Genomic DNA, 18406 nt, shown 5'->3' on the forward strand with positions numbered 1-18406 from the left:
GTGCGGGCCGGGCGTGTCAGTGCTACCGGTTCTCCGACGGTCCGTCAATCGTGCAACCAAGGAGGCGATTTCGCCGGTCAGGGCCGGGTTGCGGGAGTTTCGTGGCGGCGGCCGACGGGCCTGCGGGGCGTCAGTGGCGTACACCAATGGACCCTCCACCACGGCCCCGGACACGACGAGGCCCGCGGTGCGCCGCTGTCCCTGGCGCACCGCGGGCCGTGGTCCCCGTTCAGCGAGTGCCGACCGCCGCGCGCACGGCCCGGCGGGCCAGCTGGCAGTCGTCGTGCAACCGCCGCAGCAGCAGCCGCTGCTCCTCACCGGACGGCACGGCACCCGGCTGGGCCGCGCCCGGTGCCGCCGGGGTCGCGTCATGCATCGAACGCTGCACGGCCGTCTCGTACGTACGGATCTCGCGGGTCAGTACGAGCATCAGGTTGACCAGGAACGCGTCCCGCGAGGCCGGCCCCGCGGACTGGGCGATCTGACTGATGTGCCGCCGCGCCGCGGGGGCGTCGCCGAGCACCGACCACAGGGTGGCCAGGTCGTACCCCGGCAGGTACCAGCCGGCGTGCTCCCAGTCCACCAGGACCGGTCCCGCGGGCGAGAGCAGGACGTTCGACAGCAGCGCGTCGCCGTGGCAGAACTGGCCCATGCCCTGCCGCCCGGCGGCGAGTGCGATGCCGTGCAGCAGCTTCTGCAGGTCGCCCAGGTCCCGGTCGGTGAGCAGCCCCAGCTCGTGGTACCGGGAGATCCGGGCCGCGTAGTCCAGCGGCGCGTCGAACGTGCCCGCGGGGGGCCGCCAGGCGTTCAGCCGGCAGATCGCGCTCAGCGCCTGCCGGATGTCCGCGCGTGGTGGTGCCTCCGCCGGGTGCCGCTGAAGGGCCGCCGCCCGTCCCGGCATCCGCTCGATGACCAGCGTGCAGTTGTCCGGGTCCGCCGCGATCAGCCGGGGCGCCCGCACGGGCGGGCGGTGCCGGACGAACGAGCGGTATGCCGCTATTTCGTGGCGGATCCGCTCGGCCCACGCCGGGGAGTGGTCGAGTAGACACTTGGCGACGGCCGTACTGCGTCCGGTGGTGCCGACCAGCAGCACGGACCGTCCGCTGCGCCGCAGCACCTGCACGGGGGCGAACTCCGGGCAGATCCGGTGCACCGAGGCGATCACCGTGCGCAGCTGGGCGTCCTGGGGGCCGGACAAGTCGAGTCTCCCGCTGAGCGGTTGGGTGCCGAGCCCCGCGGGGCGCCGCGTCCGGCCCGCACCGAGCACGGGGCCCGTCGGGCGCGCGGGGGCGAGGTAGGGGCCGCCGCCACCCGGCAGGGGGGGCTCTCCCGGCCTGGGGGAGGCGGGAGTCGCGGGGCGCGGGCGCAGCGGCCGGGGCGGGGCGGACACGGAGGACGATGCTGCGTACATGGGCGAGACAGATCCCTTCGTGTGCCTGCGAGTCATTACGCCACCCGAACCGACCGCCCGGGTGCACCCTGGGGAATGCACCAGCCGTATCAAGAAGGCGACCGGGTCGGGGTGGCGCGTTCCTACCTGACACCCGATGCCCCGTGGCACACCATCTGGCGCACCCTGGCGAACCCTGGCGAATAGTCGCCCGGCAACTCGCCCCGGGCTACTGTCAACTCAGCCGAGAACCTGGGGGCTTGACGTGAGCGGACAACCCAACACCCGCCTTGCGGACCTGTTCGGCCTGGCCGGCTGGTCCAAGGGCGAGCTCGCGAGGCTGGTCAACAAGCAGGCGGCGGCCATGGGCCACCCCCAGCTGGCGACCGACACCTCACGGGTGCGGCGTTGGATCGACATGGGAGAGATCCCGCGCGATCCGGTGCCGCGGGTGCTGGCGGCTCTGTTCACCGAGCGTCTCGGCCGTGTCGTGACCATCGAGGACCTCGGTCTGGTCCGGCACGGGCGTACGGGAAAGCGGCAGGGCGGCGGGAGTGTGGAGCATCCCGACGGTGTGCCGTGGGCGCCCGAACGGACCGCTGCGGTCCTCACCGAATTCACGGGAATGGACCTCATGCTCAACCGACGCGGCTTGGTGGGCGCGGGTGCCGTGCTCGCCGCGGGATCCGCACTCAGCAGCGCCATGTACGACTGGCTGCACACCGATCCGGCCCTGGCGGCCGACGCTCCCCATCTCGACGACCCCCTGCACGCCGACCCCGCCGGGTTCGACCGCTATGAGGCCGCCCCCATCGGGTCGCAGGAGATCGAGGAACTGGAGCGCTCGGTCGAAGTGTTCCGCGCCTGGGACGCGGCCCGCGGCGGCGGGCTCCAGCGCAAGGCGGTCGTGGGCCAGCTCAACGAGGTGGGCGGAATGCTCGCCTACCGTCACCCACCCCATCTGCAGCGGCGCCTGTGGGGCGTCGCCGCCAACCTCGCCGTCCTCGCGGGCTGGATGTCGCACGACGTCGGCCTGGAGCCCACGGCCCAGAAGTACTTCGTCATTGCCGCCCATGCCGCGCGCGAGGGCGGCGACCGGCCCCGGGCCGGCGAGGCGCTCTCCCGGGCGGCCCGCCAGATGGTGCACCTGGGACGGCCCGACGACGCGCTGGACCTGATGAAGCTCGCCCAGTCCGGCTCCGGGCAGGAGGTACTGCCCCGCACCCGGGCGATGTTCCACACCATCGAGGCGTGGGCGCAGGCGTCCATGGGCAAGGGCCAGGCCATGCGCCGCACCCTCGGCCAGGCGGAGGACCTGTTCGTCTCCGACAAGGCGGACGTGCCGCCGCCCAGCTGGATGCAGCTGTTCAACGAGGCGGACCTGTACGGCATGCAGGCCCTGGCCTACCGCACGCTCGCGGAGTTCGAGCCGGGCGCGGCGACGCACGCCCAGCACTACGCGGACAAGGCGCTGGCGCTGCGGGTCGAGGCACAGCAGCGGTCGAAGATCTTCGACTTCCTGTCCATGGCCTCCGCCTGCTTCATCGCCGACGACCCCGAACAGGCGGACCGGTTCGCCCGACTCGCCCTGATGTCGATGGGGCAGAACTCCTCCCGCCGCACCTGGGACAGGCTGCGCCAGATGTACCGGCTCACCGCCGAGTACGGCGAGTATCCGAAGATCCAGGAGCTGCGGGAGGAGATCAAGCTGGCGCTGCCGAAGACGAAGGGGAGGGGCGGCAACAGCTCACAGGTGTAGTTCCACTGTCCCCGCCTCCTATCACGCCTCCTATCGACTGTCCCCTATGACGTGACCTTGGCGATCAGTACACAGGCGTCGTCCTCGCGTTCGGTCTCGCCGAACTCCTCCACGACCGTCCGCACGCAGTCCTGTGCGGTCCGTGCCTCCGCGAAGCGCGGGGCCAGGTCGGTGAGGCGGTGGGGGGACCCCCAGTCCCTGGGCACCAGTCCGTCGGTGTGCAGCAGGACCAGGTCGCCCGCTTCGAGGGTCTCCTCGGCCTCGCCGTAGGCGGCTCCCGAGGTCGCGCCGAGCAGGACGCCGTCCGGTGCGCTCAACCTGCGCCCCGTCCCGTTGCGGAACAGCAGCGGGGCGGGGTGTCCTGCTTGCGCCCACACCAGCGTGTGGGTCTCGGGGCGGTAGCGGCAGCAGACGGCGCTGCCGAGGGCCGGCTGGACGGTGGTGTCCAGCAGTTGATTGAGCCAGGCCAGCAACTGGCCGGGCCGGGTGCCCGCCATCGCCATGCCGCGCACCGCGCCGAGCAGCATCGCCATGCCCGACGTCACCGTGACGCCGTGGCCGGTGAGGTCGCCGACGCTGAGCAGGGTCTCGCCGTCGGGCAGTTCCAGCGCGTCGTACCAGTCGCCGCCGATCAGCGCGCTCGTCGAGGCAGGCAGATAGCGGGCCGCGAGATCCAGGCTGCGCGGGCCCTGGCCCGGGAGCCGCAGAGTGCCGTGCCACGGTGGCAGCACGGCCTCCTGCAGCTCGACCGCGAGCCGGTGCTCGGTCTGTGCGACGTGCCGCCGGCGCTCCAGCGAGTCACGGGTCTCGCTCACCGCCTGCTGGCTGCGGCGCAGTTCACTGACGTCGCGCAGCACGGCCCACATCGAGGCGGTGCCGCCGTCGGTGTCGAGCACGGGCTCGCCCATCATGTGCACGGTCCGCACCTCGCCGTCCGGCCGCACGATCCGGAACTCGCCGTCGATGCGCTTGGCGTCGACCAGGCAGTCCGTGACCATCGCGGTCAGCTTCGGCCGGTCCGCGTCCAGCACCAGGGAAGGCAGCTCGTCCAGGGTGAGCGGGGCAGCGGCGGGGTCGCGGCCGAGGATCTCGTACAGCTCGCCGGACCAACTGGCCTGGTCCGTCAGCAGGTTCCACTCCGCGCTGCCGACCCGGCTGAGCAGTGACTCGCCCCGGGGAGCGGGCGGTGCCGCCGGGGCCGGCTCGGCCGGTGCCGCCGAGGTCACGGGCGGTGGGCCGTCGCGCAGCTGGGCCAAGTGCTCGTCGAGATCGTTGAGTTGGTGCAGCGCGAGGTCGTAGAGTGCGCGCTGCCAACGATCCCGCGGGTCCGAGCCGTCACTGGGCGCGTCCCGCCGTACGGCGTCCACCTCGCCCTTGAGTCGCCGCGTCTGCGATATCAGCGCGTCGACCGAGCCGCGTCCTGGCGGCTGGGCGGCTGGGCGGTCCGCAGAGAGATGGGACGGCATGACGCACTCCGATGCGGGGGACGGTACGACCAAGGCTGGCGGTGGGACCGTTACGACTGTTGCACAGCCCGCGACGCGCTGTAAGGGATTTGGCAACACACGATACGGTGGTGCTTCTGGCATATGCCACCGTCCGTAAGGTTGCGACTACCGCGTTCATTCGAGTGTTCGACGCACATGTGTTCAGGGTGTACGTCAGACGCCGGAACGAGCTCGTAAGAGCATGGACATCACCCTCCAGCAGCCCGCCCACGCCCGGCTGATCACGGCGCAGGAGCGGGAAGTTCCCGTCCCCGTCACGCTCCGCTACCTCTCCACCGACCCCCTGGCCGTGCACCTCGACTTCCCGCCCGAGGTGTGCCTCGACGGCGAGGCGCTCAGCTGGACCTTCGCCCGGTCCCTGCTGCAGGAGGGAGTGCGCGGCCCGGCCGGGAGCGGTGACGTGCACATCTGGCCGTGCGGGCGGGCCCGTACGGTGCTGGAGTTCCACTCGCCCTTCGGGCTGGCGCTGCTCCAGTTCGACACCGCGACCCTGCGCCGCTTCCTGCTGCGCACCTACGCGGTCGTCGCGGCCGGCGAGGAGGACGTCGCCGACGCCGTCGAACAGGGGCTGAGCAGCCTGTTCGACGGCGTCTGACGTCGACGTCAGCCGCTCACGTCCGCGTACAGCTCCGGGCGCGCCGCGAGCTCGACGGTCACCCGGGCGCCGCTCTCCAGCGCCCGGACCCCGGCCTCGGCGACGGCGGAGGCCGCGTATCCGTCCCAGGCGCTCGGGCCGGTGACCCGCCCCTGCCGGGTGGCGTCGACCCAGGCCTGCACCTCGCGGTCGTAGGCGTCCGCGAACCGTACGAGGTAGTCCTGCGGCACCTCCTCGCGGGCGCCGCCGTCCGATGTGACGACCATCGTGCGGCCCTCCCCGATCCGGGCGCTGCCCGCCTCGCAGACGGCCTCGCAGCGCACCTCGTAGCCGAAGCCACAGTTGACGAAGACCTCCACGTCGACCAGGGCGCCGCCCGCGGTCTCGAACAGCACGAACAGCGGGTCGAGCAGGCCCTCGGGAGCGTTCCCGGAGGACCGGGGGCGCAGCACGGTCACGGCGGTCAGTTCCTGGCCGAGCAGCCAGCGCGCCGCGTCGATCTCGTGCGAGACCGAGCTGTTGACCAGCATCGCGCTGGTGAAACCGGGCGGGGAGAAGACGTTGCGGTGGACGCAGTGCAGCATCAGCGGACGCCCCAGACGGCCGCTGTCCAGCAACGACCTGAGCTGCCCGTACTCGGCGTCGTACCGCCGCATGAAACCGACCTGCGCCAGTCGTCGCCCGAGCCGCGCCTCCGCCTGCACCACCCGCAGCGCCCCCGCCGACTCGGGCACCATGGGCTTCTCGCACAGCACCGGAAGGCCCCGCGCGAAGGCCGCGAGCAGTGCCTCCTCGTGGGCGGGACCGGGAGAGGCGATCAGTACGGCGTCGACACCGGGCGCGTCCAGCGCGGCCTCCGCCTCGGCGTGCACCGCGACCCCGTCGATACCGGCGGCCGCCTCCTTCGCCCGTGCCGGGTCCGGGTCGGCCACGGCGGCCACCCTGGCGCCGCTCACCACCCGGTCCAGCCGCCGTATGTGGTCGGCTCCCATGTGTCCCGCGCCCAGCACCGCCACGCCCAGCAGCTCACCCACGTGACCCTCCCACTCCGCCGACTGTCCCGGCGTAGCGTAGGCGGAAGGGCACGGGTGCCGTCAGTAGCGCAGCACGCCCGCGATGCCGTTGGCGTCGGCCAGCGTGCCGTCGGGGACGAAGCGGACGTCGGCGCCGGTCTCCAGGCACTGCTCCACGATCTCGTCCACGATGTCCTCGCGGGCGTCGCGGTCGTCACTGGAGGCCGGGACGAGATGGCCGCCGTCGTCGCGCACGATCACCCGGTAGTTCTCCTCGACGGCGAGCAGCCGGACCCGGGCCTCCCGCGCGTTCTGCCAGACCTCGTCCACGCCGGCCACGAACTCCTTGCGGCCCCGGGCGGATTCGAGTTCCTTCGTCACGGTGTCGATCGTCCTCAGGTCCTCGGCCTCGACCACGGGGCGCACGGCCTGCCACACGGCGTCCGGGGTGCCGTGCGTGAGGCCGCCGTGCGGGATGTGCACGGCGCGCCGGGAGGCGTCCCCGACCTCGTCCAGGCAGGACAGCGCCGCCTGCTCACCGGTCACGTACAGCGGCCGCGGGTCGTCGCGCAGTACCGCGCCCATCGCCGTGTCGGTCTCCCGCAGGAAGTGCCGGGTGCCCTCGTCGCGGAACGTGCTCGGCATGTCACCGAACCGTTCCAGGCGCTCGGGGTCGAAGTTCTCGTTCCTGCGGGTCAGCGGGAAGCCGCCGGTGTGCTCCTCGGTGACCCGGCCCCCGCCGCCGTTCCAGAGGGTGGCGCGGTCGGCCGAGACCGACAGCACCCAGAACGGCCGTTCGGACACCTGTGCGGAGACGAGGTTGCGGGTGAGGAAGGTGTCGGAGAGCACCACCCGCTCGGGCACGGCGCGGCCGAGCGACCACACCTGGTGCTCACCCGGGGCGGCGAAGATCACCAGGCCGTCCTCGGCGTGTGTCAGGTCGACCTCGCCGAGCGCCTGGTCGAGCTGGGCCGCCACATCGACACGCCGTTCCCGGGTCACCTCGGGATCGGTCTCCAACTGCTTCTTGGCCTCGGCCACCGCATTGCGCAGCCGGACCCGGTCCTGCGCGTTGTACGGCTCCCTGCGGTGCGTCGGCGTCAGCACGGACACCGCGGGATAGGGGCGCGGTCGGCGCAGCTCTGCCAGGGCCGTGGGACTGAGTGCGTGCTCCATGACAGCACCATAGGGCCGATTCACGTATCGGGCATTTGGGGCGCGATGATCGTCATGGCGCCGCTCCCTCGCCGTTCTCGGACCCACAGGAGCTTCCGTTCGCGGGCAGGGTGCCGTAGAGCAGGAAGGCGTCGACCTTGTTGTGCACGCACTTGGACGAGGTGTAAGCGGTGTGGCCCTCGCCCTTGTTGTCGAGCACCACAGCAGACGGTCCCAGCCGCTTCGCCGTCTGCACCGTCCAGCGGTACGGCGTCGCCGGGTCGCCCCGGGTGCCGACCAGCAGCATCTTGGGACTGTCGACGTCCTTCACCTTCTCGCGGATGAAGTCGGTGCCCTTGGGGCGGCCGTAGCACAGCAGTACCTGGGTGAGGCGGAATCGGCCGAAGACCGGCGAGGCCTCCTCGTACATGGCGCGCAGCCGGCCGAGGTTCGCGGTGATCTGCCGGGCCGTGGGGCGGTCGGGGTCGTCGGCGCAGTTGATCGCGATCAGCGCGGCCGTGAGGTTGTCCAGGGGGACGTCCTCCTGGTCCACGAGCCCGCCGTCGGCGGACGGCGACGGCTTCCGGCCCTGTGGCAGGCCCGGGAGCGCGAAGCCGCCGGCGGCGAAGGCCTCCACCCCGCTCGTGTCCCCGTCCTCGACCAGCGAGGCCAGGGCGCGCTGCAACGACGGCCATGTATCGGTGCTGTAGAGCGCCTGGCTCAGCGCGCCGACCAGGTCCTGGCCGGTGAACTCGCCGCTGAACGCGGTCGGGACCGGGTCCTCGTCCATCGACCGGACGAGGCGTACGACTTCTTCCCGGGCGGTCCGCGGATCCTGACCGAACGGACAGGCGACGTCCTTCACGCACCAGTCGAGGAAGTTGTCCAGCGCGATCTGCTGCCCCGCGGCACCCGTCACGCCCTGCTGGGTGAGCGACTCCGTCAGCGTGTCGACTCCGTCCAGCGCCACCCGGCCCACCTTGTCCGGGAACTGGGTCGCGTACACCGCGCCGAGGCGCGTCCCGTAGGAGAAGCCCAGGTAGTTGAGCTTGTCGTCGCCGAGCGCCTGACGTATGACGTCCATGTCCCGGGAGACGTTCACCGTGCCTATGTGCGCCAGTACGGGCCCGGAGCGCTTGGCGCACTCCTCGGCAACCGCCTTCAACTGCCGCAGCACCGCGCTCGGATCGCGGAGCGTCTCATCGGTCCCGGCCCAGACGCCGGGGCCACCGTACGGGGCGTTTCCGCAGCTGACCGGCGAGGACCGGCCGACACCGCGCGGATCGAAGCTCACCACGTCGTAGCCGTCGGTCAGGTCCATGAAGTCGTCGTCGCTGAAGGCGAGTTCGCTGACGCCGGAGCCGCCGGGCCCGCCGAAGTTCAGCAGCAGCGAGCCGCGCTTCTCGCCGCTCGCCCGGTACCGGGCCAGGGCCAGATCGAGCGTTCCGGCGCCGGGCCGCGCGTAGTCGAGGGGGACGGTGACCTTTCCGCACTGCAGGTCGTCGGGGGTCGCCATGCCCTCGCACGCCTTCCATACGACCTTCTGACGGTAGAACCGGGTCAGGTCGGGCTGCGGATCGTCCGCGGCCGTCGCCGGCAGAGCGGCGCCCAGCATCGCCAGGCCGATGGCTCCGGCGACCGCGTGGCGCCGTAGCCTGCGCCGCGGTGACAGCTTGGCCAGCATCGATGCCTCCAGGGCGCCCCGCCGGGGACGGGTGGGCGGCGCCCTCGCTCACGATAAGCGGCGCTCGGAGGCGCCGCCTCCGGGCCAGCGGGGCGCGGGGCGCTGCCTTACCCTGCCCGCTCACCCTTCCGGTGCGGACGATTACGGAGTGTGTTGAGCGGTTCGGTGGCTTTGCCGCTAGTTCGACAACCGTGCCACTCGATGGGGTGAAAGGCGGATAAGCCATAACTCGGATGGTTCACCTGCGTTTTATCCCGTGCGGGTGAGTGCCCGCGACAACGTCTGGAAGGCAGGGACCCCATGAAACGGGTTACCCGAAACGGTGTGATCGCCGTCGCCGCCGCCTCGGGCGCGATGGCTGTGACGTTTCCGGTGCACGCCGACTCCGCGGCCGACGGGGCCGCGGTCGGCTCGCCGGGGGTGATCTCCGGCAACACCGCCCAGCTCCCGGTCCACGTCCCGGTGAACGTGTGCGGGAACACCGTGAACGTGGTGGGGCTCCTCAACCCCGCCGCGGGCAACCGCTGCGCCAACGTCAGCGAGGCCGACGACCAGGACTCCGGGGCGTCGGCCGCGTCGGGTGGGGGAGCGGCCGCCAAGGGCAGCGGAAAGGATTCGCCGGGGGTGATCTCCGGCAACGGGCTGCAGCTGCCTGTGCATGTGCCGGTCAACGTCACCGGCAACACGGTGAACGTCGTCGGCGTCGGCAACGGGGCCGTCGGCAACGAGTCCGAGAACACGTCCGGCGACCGCCCGGCCCGCCCCGCGTCACCCAAGCCATCGATCCCGCCGAAGACCCTCCCGGCCCCGAACCCGGTGGCCCCGCGCCCCGCGCCGCCCACCGCCTCGGGCCTCGCGGACACGGGCGCGGACGCGACGCTGCCCGTCGGGATCGGTGCCGCGGCGATGGTGCTGGGCGGGGCACTGCTGTACCGGCGCTTCCGCCCCCGGGCGGTGCGCTGAGCCCACCCGGCTCTTGTCGCGCACGGGGTAAGGCCCCATCGGCGGGTGATCAACGGTGGGGCCTGGGCTTTGGGCTGGGGCTTGGGGACCGGTGGCCCGGAGACTTGAGGCTTGGCCAGTAGGACTGGGACCTGGAGCCGCGGTCTGCGGAGAGGCAGGGGCGGTGACTCAGCGTCTCGCTCGGTAGAAGCGGCGGTGCAGGTCCCGTACCTCTTCCGTGAGTTCGGGAACCGGCCCGGCCACGGCAACCCCGGGTGCGACCTCGCTGACGGGCAGCGTGCGTACCGGAGGCGGTGGCACGCCCAGCTCTGCCAGCCATGAGGCGAGTTGCTCGGAGGACACCACGTACACGATGCGGCCGAGGCCCACCCAGGCGTGCGCGGCCGCGCACATCGGGCAGTGCTCGCCGGAGGTGTACACCGTCGCCGCCGCGCGTTGCTGCGGCGACAGGTGTGCCGCCGACCAGCGGGCCAGCTCGAACTCCGGGTGCCGGGTGCGGTCTCCGGAGGCCACCCTGTTGTGGTCCTCCGCCAGCACCGCGCCGTCCGCGCCGACCAGCACCGACCCGAACGGCTCGTCCCCGGCGTCCAGCGCCTGTGCGGCCAGCTCGACACACCGGCGCAGATACCGCAGCTCGGCGTCGCTCACCACGCCGGACGTCCTCCTCGCCCCGTCACTGACGTCCGCGCGCCCGGTCCAGGGCCGTGACGCCGAGTGCGGCGAGGCCGATCTGGATGAGCCACTCGATCCAGTCGACCCCCTCGGTGTCGGCCACGCCGAACGCTGTGGCGATCGCCGAGCCGATCAGCGCGGCGGCGATGCCGACCAGGATCGTCCACAGGATTCCTATGCGCTGCCGGCCCGGAACCACGAGTCGGCCCAGTACACCGATGATGACGCCGATGACGATGGCGCTGATGATGCCCGAGATCTCCATCTCCGCCCCTCTTTGTCAGAACCCCCGCTGCTTGGTGTGTGCCCACTGAGGCCGGGGACAGTCCGATTCCGGGTCTTCTGAGGAGGCGCCCAGCCGCTGAGGCACGGAAAGGGCCGGTCCGCGAGGGGTCGCGGGCCGGCCTGGGTGTACCTCATCGACTCCCTTCCTCACGGGGTTACCTACGGCTTGGGGGCGCTCTTCGCCGCCGTACCGGCGCACACCAGGCCCAGGATCAAGGCCAGAGCGCCGATGATGACGTTGTTCCAGACGACGCCGGCATCCGGGCTGGCGCCGACGATCCACGGGGAGATGATCATCCACACACCCAGCGCGCACATGGCCCAGCTGAGGCCGTACATGCGTTCGGGCGCCCGTGTGAACCCGAGTGCCAGCAGGCCGATCGCGATCCCGATGATCAGGTTGTGGGTCGCGAGTGAGGGCTGGCTGGCGCTGTAGTGGACCACCCAGGGGGACACGGCACAGTACAGACCGAGCAGGAACACCGGTCCGTCCACGAGTGCCACATCACGACCGCCGAGCATGCGGGCGTAGCGATCCCGCATTTCTAGTGCATCGGGGTGGCTGGCTATGTCACCTCTGGTGGGCTGGACGTTGGCCATGACTCGTCTCCTTTGACTCCGCTGGCCTGACCGCGTCTGGTGCGGTATGCGGTAAGCGCCGCGTAGGTCCATTCTGCTCTTATTTCACCTTTATGTGTAGAGCTCAATCCTCTGATCGCCGTGGACAGAACTGATCATGTGGACGGCACGCACGAGCGGCGCCTCACACGCTGAGCGCCTCCCGTACCGACGCCTCCGCGTCTCGTCCGCCCGTGCCGGACGAGGTGACCCGGCCGGACTCCAGGACGTAGTACCGCTGGGCGGCCCGCATCGCGAAGCCGACGTGCTGTTCGACCAGCAGTACGGACAGGCCGCCCCGCGCGGCCAGAGCGAGGATCGTCTCCTCGATCTCGGCCACGACCGACGGCTGGATGCCCTCCGTCGGCTCGTCGAGGAACAGGACCCGAGGCTCCGTCACCAGCGCACGTGCGATGGCGAGTTGCTGCCGCTGCCCACCCGACAGCAGGCCCGCGCGGCGGCTCGTCAGCGTCCGTAGCGCCGGGAACAGGTCCAGCGCCTCGTCGACCGCCGCCTTCCCGCGCCGGCGCCCGTCCGCGACGAGCCGGAGGTTCTCGGCGGTCGTCAGGTGCGGGAACGCCTGCTGGCCCTGCGGGACGTACGCCATCCCGCGCGCCACGCGCTCGTGCGGCTTGCGGCGGGTGATGTCCTCGCCGTCGAGACGGACACGGCCGGTGGTCGGGGTGAGCAGGCCGACGGCGGCCCGCAGGAGCGTGCTCTTGCCCGCGCCGTTGTGTCCGAGGACCGCCGCCACCCCGTCCTTCGGCACCTCGATGCTCACGCCGTGCAGGACGGTGCTCCGGTGGTAGCCGACCCGGACGTCGTCGATCTCCAGCATCACGCCTCCTGTACGACGGTGGCGTCCTCGGTCGCAGCAGCGTGCCCCAGGTACACCTCCTGCACCTTTGGATCCGCCTGTACCTCGGCCACCGTCCCCTCGCTGAGCAGTCGGCCCGCGTGCAGCACGCTCACGCTGCGCGCGAAGGACCGCATGAAGTCCATGTCGTGCTCGATCACGACGACGGTGCGCTCCTCGCTGATGCGCCGCAGCAGCGCGCCGGTCGCCTCGCGCTCGTCGTGGCTCATCCCGGCCACCGGCTCGTCGAGCAGCAGCAGCCGTACGTCCTGCACCAGCAGCATGCCGATCTCCAGCCACTGCTTCTGACCGTGCGCGAGCGTCCCGGCGGGGGAGTCGGCGAGATCGGTGAGGCCGATCGTCTCCAGCGCCCCTACGACCGACTCCGGTACGTCCTTGCGGCGGCGCAGCATGGTCCACACGCTGCGGCCGGCGCCCGCCGCGATGTCCAGGTTCTGCAGCACCGTCAGCTCCTCGAAGACCGTGGCGGTCTGGAACGTCCGCCCGATCCCCGACCGGGCGATCCGGTGCACGCTCCGCCCGAGCAGCTCCTCGCCGTCGAAGCGCACCGAGCCCGCCGCCTTCACCAGGCCGGTGACGGCGTCGACGAGGGTCGTCTTGCCGGCGCCGTTCGGCCCGATGAGGAACCGCAAGTCACCGGGGCGCACCTCAAGGTCCACGCCGTCGACGGCGGTGAAGCCGTCGAAGGACACCCGCAGTCGCCGTATCTCCAGTCCGCTCATGCCGCTTCTCCCACCGCGACGACCGTCGCCTTGCGCTGCCGGGCCCTGCGCCGCCGCAGCATCCCGGCCAGCGAGGCGAACCCACCCGGCAGGAAGGCCAGCGCGACGATGAACAGCAGCCCCTGGAAGTACGTCCACGCCGCCGGGAACTCCTCCGACAACGCGGTTTTCGCCCAGGCCACGCCGATCGCGCCCAGCACCGCGCCCACCAGGCTGGCCCGGCCGCCGACCGCCGCGCCGATCACGAACTCGATGGACGGCACGATGCCGATCATCGCCGGTGAGATGATGCCGACGGCCGGCACGAACAGCGCGCCCGCCAGCCCCGCCATGCCCGCCGCCACGACGTACGCGACGAGCTTCACGTTCGCCGGGTCGTAGCCGAGGAAACGCACCCGCTCCTCCGAGTCGCGCACGGCGACCAGGAGTTCGCCGTACCGGCTGTGGATCAGCTGCCGGGCGAGGGCCATGAGGGCCAGCAGGGCGGCGGCGATGACGAAGTACACCGTCCGCTGGTTGACCGGGTCGTCGAGGTCGTAGCCGAAGAAGCCCTGGATGTCGGTGAGCCCGTTGGTGCCGCCGGTCGTCGCCTGCTGGCCGATCAGCCAGATGGCGAAGGCGGCGGCGAGGGCCTGGCTGAGGATCGCGAAGTACGCGCCCTTCACCCGGCGCCGGAAGACGAACAGGCCCAGCAGGGCGGCGACCGCCATCGGCAGCAGCACGGTCGCGGCGAGGGCGAACGCCGGGTTGGCGAACGGCCGCCACCACCAGGGCAGTTCGGTGGCGGTGCCGTACAGCTGCATGAAGTCGGGCAGGTTGCCCGGCCCCGCGTCGGCGATCTTCAGGTGCATCGCCATGGCGTAACCGCCCAGCCCGAAGAAGACACCCTGCCCGAGTGTCAGCAGCCCACCGCGGCCCCAGGCCAGACAGATGCCGACAGCGACCATGGCCGTGCACAGGTACTTGGCGAGCAGCCCGAGCCGGAAGTCGGTGAGCGCGAGCGGGGCGACGGCGAAGAGCAGGACGGCGGCGCCCGCGAAACCGGCGACCGGCCGCAGTGATCCCTTCAAGGGGTTCATACGAGACTCCTGGTGCGCAGCGTGTACAGCCCCTGCGGCCGCCACTGGAGGAACGCGACGATGGCGACGAGCACCAGCACCTTCGCGACGCTGACGGTGGTGGAGTACTCCAGGACCGACTGCAGCACGCCCAGCACGAACGCCACGATCACCGTGCCCTTCAGCTGCCCGATCCCGCCGACCACGATCACCAGGAAGGCGTCGATGATGACGTTGGTGCCCATCGTCGGCCCGATCGGACCGACCAGCGTCAGCGCCACCCCGGCGATGCCCGCGAGCCCGGAGCCGACGAAGAACGCGGTGCGGTCCACGCGGGCGGTGGAGATGCCGGACACCTCCGCGAGGTCCCGGTTCTGCACCACGGCCCGGACCCGGCGGCCGAGCGGCGTCAGCCGCAGCGTCGACGCGAGCGCGACGACCGCCGTGACGGCGAGGCCCAGGATGAACAGCCGGCTGTTCGCGACCGTGAGTGGATCCGCGCCGCCGATCAGCGTGACGTTCCCGGTGAGCCAGTCCGGCGCCCGGGTCTGCACATTGGGTGCGCCGAAAATGTCCCGGGCGAGTTGCTGGAGCATCAGCGAGACGCCCCAGGTGACGAGAAGGGTGTCCAGGGGCCGCAGATAAAGGCGTCGTATCAGCAGCCATTCGAGCAGCGCGCCCAGGGCACCGGAGACGAGAAAGGCGACGGGCAGCGCCACCAGCAGCGACATTCCGGCATCGGAAATGGATTTCTGCAGGACGTACGTCGTGTAGGCGCCCGCCATGATGAACTCGCCGTGGGCCATGTTGATGACGTTCATCTGGCCGAAGGTGAGCGACAGGCCGAGTGCGATGAGCAGCAGAACGGCACCGATGCTGATGCCGGTGAATGTCTGACCGAGGATGACGGTCATTCGGCGCCTCCTCAGCTCAGGTCGGAGGCCCAGGAGTAGCCCTTGAGGTACGGGTCGGGCTCGATGGGCTTGCCGGAGTCCCACACCTCCTTGATCAGACCGTCGGTGCCGATCTCGCCGATGCGGGCCGTCTTGTAGAGGTGCTGGGTGGCGCCGTCCACGGTGACCTTGCCCTCGGGCGCGTCGAAGGTGATGCCGTCGGAGGCGGCCTTCACCTTCTCCGGGTCGAAGGACCTGGCCTTCTCGACCATCGCCTTCCACAGGTAGACCGAGGTGTACGCGGCCTCCATGGGGTCACTGGTCGGCTTGTCCTCGCCGTACTTCGCCTTGTACGCCCTCACGAACTTCTCGTTCGCGGCGCCCGCGGTCGTCTGGTAGTAGTTCCAGGCCGTCAACTGGCCCGCCAGATACTGCGAGCCGATCGACTTGACCTCCTCCTCGGCGATCGAGACGGAGACCACCGGCAGCGACTTCGCGGTGAGCCCGGCCGACTTGTACTCCTTGAAGAAGGCCACGTTGGAGTCGCCGTTGAGGGTGTTGAACACGGCGTCCGCCTTGGCCGCCTTGACCTTGTTGGCGATGGTGCTGAACTCGGTGGAGCCGAGCGGAGCGTAGTCCTCTCCGAGGACCGTCATGCCGTTGGCCTTGGCGTACGCCTGGATGATCTTGTTGGCGGTGCGCGGGAAGACGTAGTCGCTCCCGACCAGGTAGAGCTTCTTCAGGCCCTTGCTCTTGAGGTAGTCCAGCGCCGGGACGATCTGCTGGTTGGTGGTCGCGCCCGTGTAGAAGATGTACGGCGACTGCTCCAGGCCCTCGTACTGCACCGGGTAGAACAGCAGCGACTTGTTCTTCTCGAACACCGGCTTGACGGCCTTGCGGCTGGCGGAGGTCCAGCAGCCGAAGGTGGCGGCGACCCGGTCCTCCTTGATCAGCTTCTGCGCCTTCTCGGCGAACGTCGGCCAGTCGGAGGCGCCGTCCTCGCTGATCGGCTGGATCTTCTTGCCGAGCACCCCGCCGGAGGCGTTGATCTCGTCGATCGCCAGCTTCAGGGAGTCGCGGACGGTCACCTCGCTGATCGCCATGGTGCCGGACAGCGAGTTGAGCAGACCGACCTTGACCGTGTCACCGCTGACGTCGGCCTGCGCGGCCCCCTCGGACGAGCCGGTCGCGTCGGTTTTCGCCCCGCACGCGGACAGCGCCACGACGGCCGTGAGCGCGAGGCCTCCGGACAGGAAGCGGCGGCGAAGAACGATGGAAGCGCTGGACAAATGGACCCCCTCGGGTGTGGAGGACGACAACCTCCTGAAGTGCGGTCCACAGCCTCAAGTCGTTCTGTTTCCGGGGCGTTTCACGGGACTTTCCCGGAGGCAACAAAAAACGCCCCGGCGGTGTGTGACGTGCATTCGAAAGCCGAATTCACCATTCGCCGAGGCATTCCGGTTAGTTTCTGTGGGAAGTATCTTGACGTCGGCTCAGCCGCGTCAGGAGCGGGAACCGTGCAGATCCAGCTCCGTGAGCACGTCGAAGTCGCAGCCGTCCGCCCGCGCCAGATAGATCCGCTGACGCACATGGCCGCCCCGCAGCCGCAGCAGCCCGCGCGGCCCCTCGTACGACACCGTCCCGGCCGCCGCCCCGATCGCCCCCACGTCCAGCGTCCCGGCCCGCTTCAGCAGTGCCGCCAGCAGCAGGACGCCCTCGTAGCAGGACTCACCGAGGCTGCCGAGCGCGGGTGCCTCGACGCCGTACCGGCGCGCGTACTGGCCGTGGAAGTCGAGGGTGTCCTGGTTGGCGAGCGAGGCGAAGAAACCGGCGGTGCTGTAGAGGTCGGTGGTCGCCGAAGGGCCGCTCGCCATCAGCATGTTCTCGTCCATCAAGGTGCTCAGCCGCAGGCAGCGGGCGTGCAGGCCGTACTCCGCGAACGCCCGGTTGAACCGCACGGCGTCGCTCCCGACCAGCAGCATCAGGACCGCGTCGGCGTCGGAGCGCTCGACACGGCGCAGCGTGGGCTCGAAGTCGTGGGTGCCGAGCGGGAGATACACCTCACCGGCGACGGTCCCGCCGGTCTCACGCGCGTACGCCTGCGCCGCCCGCGCCGTGCGCCGCGGCCACACGTAGTCGTTGCCGACGACGAACCACCGGCGCACCCGGCGTTCGCGCGCCAGCAGGGCCATCGCGGGGCGGAGTTGGTCGCGGGGCGTCTCACTCGTCAGGAACACGCCCGCGGTGTTCTCCCCGCCCTCGTACAAGGCGGTGTAGACGTACGGCACCCGATGGGCGATCCTCGGCGCCAGCGCCTGTCGCACCGAGGAGATGTGCCAGCCCGTGACGCCCTGCACCACGCCCAGGTCCACCAACGCCTCGACATGGTCGGCGATCTGGCGCGGCGGCGCCCCGCCGTCGACGGGGATCAGCCGCAGCTCGCGGCCGAGTACCCCGCCCGCGCCATTGATCCGCTCGGCGGCGAGCCGGGCGCACAGCTCGCAGGTCGGCCCGAAGATCCCGGCCGGTCCCTGCAACGGGAAGACGAGCGCCACGCCGAGCACGGAGGCGTCGGCCGTGAACCACTCGCCGAGTGGGGGATCGTGCCGGAACATGCCGTCATGATTTCGGTTCCCCCAGGTGAACTCCAGTCCATCTCATACGATGTACGCACACCGTGATCCAGGAGCAGGATGCCCACTTCATCTGCGTCGCGTCGGCCGCAGGACCTGGTGCGGCTGCTGACGCGGGCCGAGCGGCTGGCCGCCCGCCGCCTGCAGGCCGCGTTGGACGAGGAGGGCTGCTCGGTCGAGGCGTGGCGGGTGCTCGCGCTGCTCTCCGACGGGGCCGGGCACAACATGACCGCTGTCGCCGAGGCGGCGTTCCTGCCGGCGCCGACGCTCACCAAGCTGGTCGACCGGCTCGTCGACCAGAACCTGGTCCACCGCAGGGTCGACCCCCTGGACCGGCGCCGCGTCCTCGCCCACCTCACGCCACGCGGCCTGGAGTACTGGCGGCGCGTCGACCGGGCGGTACGGGCGGACTGGCCGGGGCTCGACGAGGAGGACACGGAGGTGCTGCGCACACTGCTGGAGCGGCTCGCTGCCGCGCTGGGGGAGTCGGCGTCGCGCGTATGACCGCGTTGCCCCCGTGTCGTTCGGATCATGCCGGCGTCGCGATACAGACCCTGGCCGCTCAGCTGAGCGGGGTGCGG

At 70.9% G+C, this 18406-nt stretch carries 18 protein-coding genes; 4 read left to right on the top strand and 14 right to left on the bottom strand.

Annotated features, from left to right (window positions below; translation table 11 throughout):
- Window positions 1–229: 229 nt before the first annotated feature.
- Window positions 230–1411 carry an aminoglycoside phosphotransferase family protein gene (locus HJD23_RS41485; protein WP_171115938.1) on the bottom strand — a complete coding sequence of 394 codons (1182 nt, stop codon included), beginning with the start codon at window positions 1409–1411 and terminating at the stop codon, window positions 230–232.
- Window positions 1412–1655: 244 nt separating this feature from the next.
- On the opposite strand from HJD23_RS41485, the gene HJD23_RS41490 reads away from it, so the two are divergent.
- Window positions 1656–3149 carry a hypothetical protein gene (locus tag HJD23_RS41490; RefSeq protein ID WP_171115940.1) on the top strand — a complete coding sequence of 498 codons (1494 nt, stop codon included), beginning with the start codon at window positions 1656–1658 and terminating at the stop codon, window positions 3147–3149.
- 44 nt (window positions 3150–3193) lie between these two features.
- Here HJD23_RS41490 and HJD23_RS41495 read toward each other — a convergent pair whose 3' ends face one another.
- Window positions 3194–4615 carry a SpoIIE family protein phosphatase gene (locus HJD23_RS41495; protein ID WP_171115942.1) on the bottom strand — a complete coding sequence of 474 codons (1422 nt, stop codon included), beginning with the start codon at window positions 4613–4615 and terminating at the stop codon, window positions 3194–3196.
- A gap of 223 nt (window positions 4616–4838) precedes the next feature.
- On the opposite strand from HJD23_RS41495, the gene HJD23_RS41500 reads away from it, so the two are divergent.
- A complete protein-coding gene (locus HJD23_RS41500) occupies window positions 4839–5252 on the top strand; it encodes an SsgA family sporulation/cell division regulator (protein WP_171115944.1) in 414 nt (137 codons plus the stop codon).
- Between the two features lie 8 nt (window positions 5253–5260).
- Here HJD23_RS41500 and HJD23_RS41505 read toward each other — a convergent pair whose 3' ends face one another.
- Genes HJD23_RS41505 through HJD23_RS41515 form a run of 3 tightly spaced genes read right to left on the bottom strand, consistent with a single transcriptional unit; the run spans window position 5261 to window position 9104 of the window.
- Entirely contained in the window at window positions 5261–6286 is a 1026-nt protein-coding gene (locus tag HJD23_RS41505; RefSeq protein ID WP_171115947.1) for a Gfo/Idh/MocA family oxidoreductase, read from the bottom strand.
- A gap of 60 nt (window positions 6287–6346) precedes the next feature.
- Window positions 6347–7441 (bottom strand): chemotaxis protein, encoded by a 1095-nt coding sequence (locus tag HJD23_RS41510; protein WP_171115949.1) that lies wholly within the window; start codon window positions 7439–7441, stop codon window positions 6347–6349.
- 52 nt (window positions 7442–7493) lie between these two features.
- On the bottom strand, window positions 7494–9104 hold the full coding sequence (locus HJD23_RS41515) for an alpha/beta fold hydrolase (protein WP_171115951.1): 1611 nt from the start codon (window positions 9102–9104) through the stop codon (window positions 7494–7496).
- Window positions 9105–9404: 300 nt separating this feature from the next.
- On the opposite strand from HJD23_RS41515, the gene HJD23_RS41520 reads away from it, so the two are divergent.
- Window positions 9405–10067 carry a chaplin family protein gene (locus tag HJD23_RS41520; RefSeq protein ID WP_171115953.1) on the top strand — a complete coding sequence of 221 codons (663 nt, stop codon included), beginning with the start codon at window positions 9405–9407 and terminating at the stop codon, window positions 10065–10067.
- Between the two features lie 168 nt (window positions 10068–10235).
- On the opposite strand, the gene HJD23_RS41525 is transcribed toward HJD23_RS41520, so the two are convergent.
- The 9 genes from HJD23_RS41525 to HJD23_RS41565 form a co-directional block, all read right to left on the bottom strand.
- Window positions 10236–10718: a nucleoside deaminase gene (locus HJD23_RS41525; protein WP_171115955.1), complete on the bottom strand. Its 483-nt coding sequence runs from the start codon at window positions 10716–10718 to the stop codon at window positions 10236–10238.
- Between the two features lie 22 nt (window positions 10719–10740).
- A complete protein-coding gene (locus HJD23_RS41530) occupies window positions 10741–11004 on the bottom strand; it encodes a GlsB/YeaQ/YmgE family stress response membrane protein (protein WP_171115957.1) in 264 nt (87 codons plus the stop codon).
- Between the two features lie 179 nt (window positions 11005–11183).
- A complete protein-coding gene (locus HJD23_RS41535; protein WP_171115959.1) occupies window positions 11184–11624 on the bottom strand; it encodes an SPW repeat protein in 441 nt (146 codons plus the stop codon).
- Window positions 11625–11787: 163 nt separating this feature from the next.
- The gene (gene urtE, locus HJD23_RS41540; protein WP_171115961.1) at window positions 11788–12480 is read right to left on the bottom strand and encodes an urea ABC transporter ATP-binding subunit UrtE; all 693 of its coding nucleotides are present in this window, start codon (window positions 12478–12480) and stop codon (window positions 11788–11790) included.
- Window positions 12480–13241 (bottom strand): urea ABC transporter ATP-binding protein UrtD, encoded by a 762-nt coding sequence (gene urtD / locus HJD23_RS41545; protein ID WP_171115962.1) that lies wholly within the window; start codon window positions 13239–13241, stop codon window positions 12480–12482. The genes urtE and urtD overlap by 1 nt, the downstream gene beginning before the upstream one ends.
- A complete protein-coding gene (urtC, locus tag HJD23_RS41550) occupies window positions 13238–14320 on the bottom strand; it encodes an urea ABC transporter permease subunit UrtC (protein ID WP_171115964.1) in 1083 nt (360 codons plus the stop codon). Before urtC ends, urtD begins: the two co-directional genes overlap by 4 nt.
- On the bottom strand, window positions 14317–15213 hold the full coding sequence (gene urtB / locus HJD23_RS41555; RefSeq protein WP_171115966.1) for an urea ABC transporter permease subunit UrtB: 897 nt from the start codon (window positions 15211–15213) through the stop codon (window positions 14317–14319). The genes urtC and urtB overlap by 4 nt, the downstream gene beginning before the upstream one ends.
- A gap of 11 nt (window positions 15214–15224) precedes the next feature.
- On the bottom strand, window positions 15225–16466 hold the full coding sequence (gene urtA, locus HJD23_RS41560) for an urea ABC transporter substrate-binding protein (RefSeq protein ID WP_171118961.1): 1242 nt from the start codon (window positions 16464–16466) through the stop codon (window positions 15225–15227).
- A gap of 228 nt (window positions 16467–16694) precedes the next feature.
- On the bottom strand, window positions 16695–17807 hold the full coding sequence (locus HJD23_RS41565; protein WP_171115968.1) for a substrate-binding domain-containing protein: 1113 nt from the start codon (window positions 17805–17807) through the stop codon (window positions 16695–16697).
- 78 nt (window positions 17808–17885) lie between these two features.
- Between HJD23_RS41565 and HJD23_RS41570 the strand changes: the two genes are divergently transcribed.
- Entirely contained in the window at window positions 17886–18329 is a 444-nt protein-coding gene (locus tag HJD23_RS41570) for a MarR family transcriptional regulator (RefSeq protein WP_171115970.1), read from the top strand.
- Window positions 18330–18406: the final 77 nt, after the last annotated feature.

The organism is Streptomyces sp. Z423-1 (assembly GCF_013009255.1).
Taxonomy (GTDB): Bacteria; Actinomycetota; Actinomycetes; order Streptomycetales; family Streptomycetaceae; genus Streptomyces; species Streptomyces gossypiisoli.

Coding starts and splice junctions, on each gene's coding strand:
- HJD23_RS41485 (WP_171115938.1), bottom strand. CDS start 1,411: ATGTACGCAGCATCGTCCTCCGTGTCCGCCCCGCCCCGGCCGCTGCGC.
- HJD23_RS41495 (WP_171115942.1), bottom strand. CDS start 4,615: ATGCCGTCCCATCTCTCTGCGGACCGCCCAGCCGCCCAGCCGCCAGGA.
- HJD23_RS41500 (WP_171115944.1), top strand. CDS start 4,839: ATGGACATCACCCTCCAGCAGCCCGCCCACGCCCGGCTGATCACGGCG.
- HJD23_RS41510 (WP_171115949.1), bottom strand. CDS start 7,441: ATGGAGCACGCACTCAGTCCCACGGCCCTGGCAGAGCTGCGCCGACCG.
- HJD23_RS41515 (WP_171115951.1), bottom strand. CDS start 9,104: ATGCTGGCCAAGCTGTCACCGCGGCGCAGGCTACGGCGCCACGCGGTC.
- HJD23_RS41520 (WP_171115953.1), top strand. CDS start 9,405: ATGAAACGGGTTACCCGAAACGGTGTGATCGCCGTCGCCGCCGCCTCG.
- HJD23_RS41530 (WP_171115957.1), bottom strand. CDS start 11,004: ATGGAGATCTCGGGCATCATCAGCGCCATCGTCATCGGCGTCATCATC.
- HJD23_RS41535 (WP_171115959.1), bottom strand. CDS start 11,624: ATGGCCAACGTCCAGCCCACCAGAGGTGACATAGCCAGCCACCCCGAT.
- urtE (WP_171115961.1), bottom strand. CDS start 12,480: ATGCTGGAGATCGACGACGTCCGGGTCGGCTACCACCGGAGCACCGTC.
- urtD (WP_171115962.1), bottom strand. CDS start 13,241: ATGAGCGGACTGGAGATACGGCGACTGCGGGTGTCCTTCGACGGCTTC.
- urtC (WP_171115964.1), bottom strand. CDS start 14,320: ATGAACCCCTTGAAGGGATCACTGCGGCCGGTCGCCGGTTTCGCGGGC.
- urtB (WP_171115966.1), bottom strand. CDS start 15,213: ATGACCGTCATCCTCGGTCAGACATTCACCGGCATCAGCATCGGTGCC.
- HJD23_RS41565 (WP_171115968.1), bottom strand. CDS start 17,807: ATGTTCCGGCACGATCCCCCACTCGGCGAGTGGTTCACGGCCGACGCC.
- HJD23_RS41570 (WP_171115970.1), top strand. CDS start 17,886: ATGCCCACTTCATCTGCGTCGCGTCGGCCGCAGGACCTGGTGCGGCTG.